10 protein-coding genes are annotated in these 7,981 nt (G+C 55.8%); 3 read left to right on the top strand and 7 right to left on the bottom strand.

Annotated elements, in window-relative coordinates; genetic code table 11:
• Positions 1-390, bottom strand: a 390-nt coding sequence (locus QQJ86_RS14890) for a hypothetical protein (RefSeq protein WP_284321758.1), incomplete at its 3' end; no start/stop codon positions are given.
• Between the two features lie 32 nt (positions 391-422).
• Positions 423-836, bottom strand: coding sequence for a DUF302 domain-containing protein (locus QQJ86_RS14895; protein WP_284321759.1), 414 nt, complete (start codon positions 834-836; stop codon positions 423-425).
• Positions 837-1,239: 403 nt separating this feature from the next.
• Here QQJ86_RS14895 and QQJ86_RS14900 point away from each other — a divergent pair, with 403 nt between their 5' ends.
• The 3 genes from QQJ86_RS14900 to QQJ86_RS14910 all read left to right on the top strand — a co-directional run bounded on the left by QQJ86_RS14900 (position 1,240) and on the right by QQJ86_RS14910 (position 4,419).
• Positions 1,240-2,250, top strand: a complete 1,011-nt coding sequence (locus QQJ86_RS14900; RefSeq protein WP_284321760.1) for an alpha/beta hydrolase — start codon at positions 1,240-1,242, stop codon at positions 2,248-2,250.
• 5 nt (positions 2,251-2,255) lie between these two features.
• A complete protein-coding gene (locus QQJ86_RS14905; protein ID WP_284321761.1) occupies positions 2,256-2,921 on the top strand; it encodes an antibiotic biosynthesis monooxygenase family protein in 666 nt (221 codons plus the stop codon).
• Between the two features lie 160 nt (positions 2,922-3,081).
• On the top strand, positions 3,082-4,419 hold the full coding sequence (locus QQJ86_RS14910; RefSeq protein WP_284321762.1) for an amidohydrolase family protein: 1,338 nt from the start codon (positions 3,082-3,084) through the stop codon (positions 4,417-4,419).
• A 122-nt stretch (positions 4,420-4,541) separates the two neighbouring features.
• Here the strand turns inward: QQJ86_RS14910 and QQJ86_RS14915 are convergent, their stop codons facing one another.
• The 5 genes from QQJ86_RS14915 to QQJ86_RS14935 all read right to left on the bottom strand — a co-directional run bounded on the left by QQJ86_RS14915 (position 4,542) and on the right by QQJ86_RS14935 (position 7,819).
• Positions 4,542-4,961, bottom strand: coding sequence for a DUF3052 family protein (locus tag QQJ86_RS14915; protein WP_284321763.1), 420 nt, complete (start codon positions 4,959-4,961; stop codon positions 4,542-4,544).
• Positions 4,962-5,018: 57 nt separating this feature from the next.
• Positions 5,019-5,507 (bottom strand): YcxB family protein, encoded by a 489-nt coding sequence (locus QQJ86_RS14920; RefSeq protein WP_284321764.1) that lies wholly within the window; start codon positions 5,505-5,507, stop codon positions 5,019-5,021.
• 16 nt (positions 5,508-5,523) lie between these two features.
• A complete protein-coding gene (locus tag QQJ86_RS14925) occupies positions 5,524-6,324 on the bottom strand; it encodes a hypothetical protein (protein ID WP_284321765.1) in 801 nt (266 codons plus the stop codon).
• Positions 6,325-6,499: 175 nt separating this feature from the next.
• Positions 6,500-6,925, bottom strand: a complete 426-nt coding sequence (locus tag QQJ86_RS14930; protein WP_284321766.1) for an LIC_13387 family protein — start codon at positions 6,923-6,925, stop codon at positions 6,500-6,502.
• A gap of 597 nt (positions 6,926-7,522) precedes the next feature.
• Complete coding sequence (locus tag QQJ86_RS14935) at positions 7,523-7,819, bottom strand: hypothetical protein (protein WP_284321767.1); 297 nt, start codon at positions 7,817-7,819, stop codon at positions 7,523-7,525.
• Between the last annotated feature and the right edge of the window lie 162 nt (positions 7,820-7,981).

A 7,981-nucleotide genomic window follows, 5' to 3' on the forward strand; every position in this document is an offset into this window, starting at 1 on the left:
GAGCTTCCCCGCTTCATCAAAAACCTCCGCCGGCACCCACTCCGGATAAGGCACCTCATGTGCTTCATGATGCCCCTTCGCCGTGTGCTCCTGATGCACTTGCGCAATCTGCGTCGGCTCAAAGCGATCAGCGAGCCGAACCAGCGCAGGCCATAAACGGCGATGCACAAACGTGACTTTTCCGCCGATCATGCGGCAAACCAGAATGTCCGGCGAATCCGCAAGCTTCTGGAAAATGGCGAAGATCTGGTGGCTCTTGGGATGTGCCCACCAACTCCCCTTGATCGGTTCGCCAGCGATCACTTCTGCCATGCGCGGCACCGGTCCGCGTGCAGCGGAAAGCACAATGCCGTGTTCGCGGATAAAGGCCATCGCCTGATCGAATGTCATCGGTGTAGCTCGTAAACATCAAACTGCAAGCCTTATGTTTTCCCCGGCGCTTCCAACACATGCGCAATGAGTTTTTCTGCTGGTAACAGATTCGCCTCAAGTCCATGCGGCAAGTCATGCCTCTCGATCACGTACTTGGCGGCATTAATGAACACTTCCACCTTATCCGGCTCGGCTTCGACCACCAAGGCCTTCAACGGAAGATCAAGCCCGGATGCCGGATTGTCGAGCATCAGCGGCGTGCCCGCTGCGGGATTGCCAAACAGGATAAGTGTGGTGGGTGGCATCGACAGGCTCACCGCGATGGCTTCGGCCTGCTGATCGATGGTGGCAAACACCTTGATGCCTCTCTCCTTGAAAGCGGCAAGCAGACGCTGCACCGTATCGTCGAACGCGAATGGGCTGGTAAAGCGAACGATGCCCGAATCGATCTGTGAAGGAGTCATGCTCTACCTCGTCAATGGTCGGCGCGCATACGTCGGATCCTCACCATGCCGTCACTCGCACCGGCGACAGCGCCTGCTGGGCGAAAGAAATGCCAGGCGGACAAACAACGACAAACCCCCACATAAGCCACGATGCAATTCCGTTCATGTGATCACCTTACCCGGAACGCGAGCGACCGGCCGATCGTACATGCCGTAGCGCTGGATTGCATCGATCATCCGCACATATGCGAGATGCCCGTCCCCTGCGTGAAAGAGAGGCTGGGGTGGGGTTGTGTGAGCTTGCCCCATTGCGTGAAGTTCACGACGAACACGCCCGCCATCCTGATGTTTCGCTCAAGAGCGAAAGATCACCTACGTCCAATGGGTTAGCTTGAGTCATTCCTTCCCATCAGGACTGAGCATGCTCCCCTCGCTGTTGTGGGTACTGGCCGCCTCCACAGGCTTACAGCGCGTCGCCCTCGACACGAGCTACATTCCTGTTCCAGGTACACCAACGCAACAGCTAGCCCTGCACTGCGCGCGTCCAGTTGTGGCTTCCCATAAGAGCGTGTTGTTCATTCATGGCGCGAGCTTTCCTACCATGCTTGCTTCCGGCTTCGAATTCGCGCCGGGCGATTCATGGATCGAATACACGGCCCGGAAGGGCTACGTCGCTTGCGGGCTCGATTTCCTCGGCTTTGGCGATTCGAGCCGGCCACCTGCGATGTCCGGCCCAGCCGGCAACGGCGCACCCGTTACTGATGCGAAAGAAGCTGCCAAGCAAATTGCCATGGCCGTCGATTACATGCACAAACAAATGGGGATGAAAGACGTTCACATCGTTGCGCATTCATGGGGAACCATACCCGCCGCCGCGTTTGCAGCAGCAGAACCGCATGCGCTGTCTTCCCTGACTTTGTTCGGCCCGATTGTTCCCGTGAAAGCATCCACACCAAGCCATCAAGCTCAACCAGCTTGGTGGAGCATTACCACGCAAGAGCGTCTCGAACAGTTGCGCTTCAAGCAAATTCTTCCACCGGGCAAATATCTGCTGGAACCTGCTATGGACAAAACCTGGGCGCGCGATTTCGCCGCATCCGTGCATCATGTTGCGGGTGATGCGCCCGATGCATTGCGTATTCCATACGGCCCGCTCGCAGATATCGACACCGTTGAGGCGGGACACTATCCATACAGCGCCAGCGATGTAACCGCTCCTGTTTTCGTCGTATACGGAAACTACGATGACGTCGTTAACGATGTCGGCGCAGAGCGCTTTCTTGAGAAGTTCACAGGCAGCCCGCTACGGTGGCGCCTGCGCATCGACGATGGCACCCACGTCGTGCACCTGGAACACAACCGCCATTCGCTGTACGAAAGCGTGAATGCATTTATCCATGCCACGAAAAACCTTGCACCAGGACAGCCGTAACCATCATGTCCACTCACTCGTTGTTCGCCGTCGTTTTCGAAGTAAAGCCCAACGCCGCACACGCGGATGAGTATCTTCAGATTGCCGGAAGCCTTCGCCCGGAACTGGAAAAGATACCCGGCTTCGTGGAAAACGAGCGCTTCCGCAGCCGCTCCCGCAACGGCTATCTGCTTTCCCTGTCATTGTGGGATAACGAAAAAGCCCTAGTGCATTGGCGAACGCAGGAGCAGCATCACGGTGCACAGGTACGCGGGCGGCAAGGTGTGCTCGACGATTACCGCATCCGCGTCGGCGAGGCCACACGCGTAGCTGGCCGGCACGCGGATCGCTCTGTCGGCTGGGTTCGACAGGATCACACCGAAATGGGAGAAGCGATCGCGCTGACGATCATCGACGGCACACTTTCACCTTCGTCCTCACTTTGGCAGGTCGCAGAGATTGCACGCGCGCGTATTGTTGGTGGTGATGTGTTCGATCACATCAGCACGCCGAATCGCATAGCGATTGTGATGAGCTGGCGTAGCGAACAAGAAGCTGATGACTTCGCGAAAGAAGCCATTCGCCGCAATGATGCCGACGCCAGCATCTATGCCATCCGCATCGTACGCGACTATGGAATGACGGATCGTCGTGAGGCGCCGCAGTATTACCCCAGCACGCGCAACTCGTAGGTTGGGTTAGCGCAGCGTAACCCAACAATGCCACACCGAATATGTTGGGTTACGCTGCGCTAACCCAACCTACATCGTCGTCTCAGCCCCGCATGCTTATCGACACCACCATGTTCTTGCTATAAATGCCCGGCCCAACCAACGACACCGGGGAGCAGACATGTCGAAGCATCGGTTCCAGCGCCTGGCAGCGTTGTGCGCCAGCATGTTGATGGCCTGCGCCATCGGCACATCCGCAATCGCCGCCGACAACGCATCGACTGAAAAACCCGCCGATCACCCCTGGCTGCTCAAGGCCGATCGCGTATTCGACGCACGCAGCGAACAAGCACACACTGGCTGGGTGGTGTTGGTAGAAGGCGACAAGATCACAGCTGCAGGTCCCGCCTCCGAAGTCCATGCACCGCCCGACACACAAACCATCGACCTGCCCGGCACTACCTTGCTACCCGGCCTGATCGATGCGCACTCGCACATCTTCCTGCATCCTTACAACGAAACGCTGTGGGACGATCAGGTGCTGAAGGAAACGCAGTCGTATCGCACCGTGGAAGCAGTCAAGCACGTACACGACACCTTGATGGCCGGCTTTACCGTATTGCGCGATCTCGGCACGGAAGGCGCCGGCTACGCCGACGTCGATGTGCAACGCGCCATCAATGAAGGACTGATTCCGGGCCCGCACTTGTTTGTAGCCACGCGCGCAACCATCGCCGCACATTGCTACGGCCCCGGCCCCGAAGGCTATCGCACCGACCTCAATCTTCCGCAAGGCGGCATCCCTGTCGCAGGCGTTCCACAAATGATCGACGCCGTGCGCGACCAGGCTGGCCACGGTGCCGACTGGATCAAGATCTACGCCGACTACCACTGCGGCAAAGCCAAAGGCGCCATGCCCACCTTCAGCGAAGAAGAACTGAAAGCCGGCGTCGACACCGCCCACTCACTAGGCCTGCCCGTCTCCATGCACTCCACCACCGCCGAAGGCATGCGCCGCGCCGTACTCGCCGGCGTCGACACCATCGAACACGGCTACGGTGGCACGCGCGAAGTATTCGAACTGATGAAACAACACAACGTCGCCTACCTGCCCACCCTGGAAGCCGAAGCCGCCTACGCCGAATACTTCCACGGCTGGAAACCCGGCCAACCACCCACCGCCGACATGCAGCAGGCCGCCAACGCCTTCAAATTCGCCATGCAAGCCGGCGTCATGATCGGCTGCGGCAGCGACGTCGGCGTTTTCACCCACGGCACCAACTACAAGGAGCTGGAATGGATGGTGCGAAACGGCATGTCACCCGCCCGCGCCTTGCTCGCAGCAACGGCGGTGGATGCGAAGATTTTGCGGCAGCAGGATAAGTTCGGACAGCTAAAGGCTGGATTGGATGCGGATGTGATTGCGGTGCAAGGAGATCCAACTCAGGACATCAGCGCGGTGGAGCATGTGCCGTTTGTGATGAAAGGCGGAGTGATTTACAAACAACAAAACCAGTAAATGCACCCCACCATAAGGCCGCATACTTCCTCACCGTCATTCCCGCGAAAGCGGAAGTGCTTTTCAACAGCGGAGCTGGTCAATCCATTTTGATCTTGGCGTATAGGATTGAACTTCAATCGTCAGCGAAGCCCCTTACGAACAACAAGCTTGAGACCAGACCACACTTCGTTGACAGCACAAACCTTCACATCCACAAAGCCCAATGGAAGCGCTAACTCCCGAATGGTGTCTTCGGTCACCGTCGTCGCTACCTGAGAAGCCTTCTTTGGCCAGGACACCCACAGCAAAGCATCTGGTTTAAGTGACCTTCGGAAGGCTTTCAGGTGCTTGGCAAGGTCTTCTTTGCGAGTGACGAATATATGAGTAATGTCAACGCTCGAACTCGCGGAGTTTTCGAACACAACACCAGCAGGAAGCGGCTCGAGAAGGCTTACGAAGTTTTCCGGTGCACCAACAAACAGAACGTGACTCGACTCTCGCAAGCCAAGCTTCTTGGCGAGCGGAGTGCCTGAATAGCCGACGGTACGAGGAGTTTGCATGCGCCCTGACCCCTGAACTACGCCGCGCAGCGAAATGACTTCGGCTCAAATGAATTGTTATTCAACTTTGCCTCCCGAGGTCTGGACTCGGGCGATGATGAACGCCCGAGCCTCTGTGGGGATATCCGCCAGCGGCAAAGTCACAAATTGAGATTTTGAAAACAGAAGCAGCCAGCAAGATTTGAACCGCCATACCTCAGTAACAGCAGACCAAGGAAGCGTTGCAACACTCGCACCGGACGACAGCGACAGCGAAGCTTCTGAAGCCTCAAGTTTGGCTTGATGGCTACCCATGGCTTGGAGCTTACGAAGTGAGTTGCCATAGTGGATAACGTAAAGCGCGACCACAAAAGTAATGCCAAACACGAGTACGCTGGCCAATACACCTACAAACCATGAAGTGTCCCCATCGAGTATGAGCCCAAGGAGACTCGCTGCTACCAAGGCTAGTGCTACGAAATATTTGAACCCGACCACACGCCACCAGAAGCTACGCACAGCTTGGCGAAGTAAGGGTTTGGTGTAGGTAAGAGTTATGCAGTGCATCCACTACGCTCCGTTGTCAAGAATGACTCGTAGCGACCTCTTTTTCGGCTGGCGCAACAAGCTCCTTTCTTCGCAATAAGAACAAGATCGCACCAAGTGGCAGCGACGCCGAAATCACCCATGCCCCATAGGGTGGAGCGAATGCCCCCGCACTGAACAACTGAATGGCCACCAGCTGAAAGCCAAGCTTACCAGTCGCCCAGTTGACAGAAAGATTGCCAACACCTAACAGGATGGAGATGATCCAAAGCCACCTCCTGCCCTGCATCTTGGTGCGAATACATAGGACGAGTGCATAAAAACTAAAAAGAGGCGCAATCACGGCAAGAGCCAACACTAAGTATTGCAACGAACTCTTGCCGCTTAAAACGAACTTATTGCTGTTCTCCAGGGATTTGGACACCTTATTGAGGTTGAAACCAATAATGGTGGAAATACCGTCCTTCTTTTGAACCGCTATAGTCACCAGCACCCATCGATCCAGATACTGGTATTCGTATGTGAGCTTGCTCTTATGGAATGTGTTACTGGTAAGGAAGTCGGACCCTACCAGCTTTACAGACAAAGGCTGTTCTGCAGGCATCTGCGCCGCCATGGCGAGCAAAGTCTGATGAAGGTTCGTCGTTTTCGACTTGAGGGCCGGATCGATGTCATTTTCGATCTGGTCGAATTCGTGCGCTTGCAACAAGCCAATATAGTCCTTGGCAACCTTCTCGTCTTCCGGTGACGTAACCGCCTTCATCATGCTTTCCCGGCTGCAGCCGGTAATGAGCATGGCGAACATCAGCACCGACCACATAAAAAATCGAACGCGCATCAGATTATCCTCCCTGTACTTTCTCGTCCGGGCAAACACCTTTCTGGTGCCTGCTCGCCACTCCCCAGCGCTACCGCCATATGCCGGCAACGCCAGTTATGAATAGGCTCCCCTCTCACCACGCAAGACTTGGTTGGCGCAGCCTAACCCAACATCTCGCGCCAATATAGTTCAGTTAGGCGCCTTCGCGATTCCTCGCAGCATAGAACGCAAGCCCAAGACAAACAGCTACCGCAGCCGACGCGATAACAGGCACCACAAAGACAAACTTCCATGACAGGACTACGGACGCGACGGACGCCAGGAAGAACGAGCCAATCAATGGGCGAACGCGATGCGCATCAGACTTCGCGATAGATGCCAATTGCCAGAAAGCAACCGCCTGCACCAGCAAGTAGACGCTAATGATGTAACCGAAACCAAGATAGAAGTCCAAATAGGTTCGGCTGACGCCCATGGCATCGAAGTGAAACGATCTCATTGCGCGGAGCACGTCCGTTTCTCCTGCGGGAGACCAGAAGCTAAGTCCACCGGTGGTGTGTCCCACGGCAAACAGCAACATGAGGATGGCCGCGATTCGTAGCAGCAAGTACGGTTTCATGCGATTCTCCAATTTCGAAGACGCTTGAGTTAAGCGGCGCCGTAGGTGTCCGCTTCTGCCATTCTACTCTGCCCCCTGTTTCGCACCCTGTTTCGATTGGACTTATTTGCTTACCGATTCTTCCATTGGGAGTATGTTGCCCATAGAAACAATGTGGCGACGATGCAAGCGAGTATCCAAGACATAGTTGGATCCGAATTTTTTTCGAGCCCACCGGTAAATGTGAACGTAACGAACCCGTAGAAGGCCGCCTGACTGATGCCACCGAGGATCGTATGGCAAAGAATGGCTATCGCAATAATTAGGCCGATAATCCCACCGGGAATTGCAAGCCACGGTAACAAACCTTGCGCTCCTACACCGCCGGCGATTGCGCCCGCGATTGCCACTGGGAAGGAACCAAGTACCAACAACCCCTCGGATAGACCACCTTTGTTGGAACCGCCGGAACCACCCGATGGCGGCAGTCCTGAAGGGCGCAAACGAGTCCAGTCTGGGATAGGAAACATTGCGTTTTCACCTATTGGCGCACACGAAGGAGCCTAACGCCTGAGTTAAGCGGCTGCGAAGCCGTCCGCTTGGATAAATTGTTAGGCGTCATGCGAAACGGACATTGCTAACTAGAATAAGAGTGACAGCTGCAACAGCGCCAAGAGCCAGCAATGCATTGAAGGCTGAAACGGCATAACCAAGAAATTTACGCACTTTGCCGCCTGAGCGTTGTGCGCCCCTAAAAAGCAAAAAAGCTGCCGGCAAGCATGCAAGGCAGACGACTTGGGACACGAGAAAGGTTGTGATCCCATCAAGGCGGGGCAGTGCGCCCCTCGCGATGACGATGGCCGCTCCAATAGTCGTAATTGTTAGCGCATAACCGAAAGCCAAGAGACGATCCATGATGCCTCCCCCCTGAGTAAGCGGACGCGTAGTTAGCGCGTTCGCTTGGACAAATAGTTAGCTCGTAATTACATGGACTCGCCCCCGCGCTAAATAAGGCCTCATGGGCCAGCGGTGGAGAGTAAAACTATCCACCGTTCTGTAACGAGCGAGGGCGAGTCC

Source organism: Dyella acidisoli (assembly GCF_030160295.1).
GTDB classification, from domain to species: domain Bacteria; phylum Pseudomonadota; class Gammaproteobacteria; order Xanthomonadales; family Rhodanobacteraceae; genus Dyella_B; species Dyella_B acidisoli.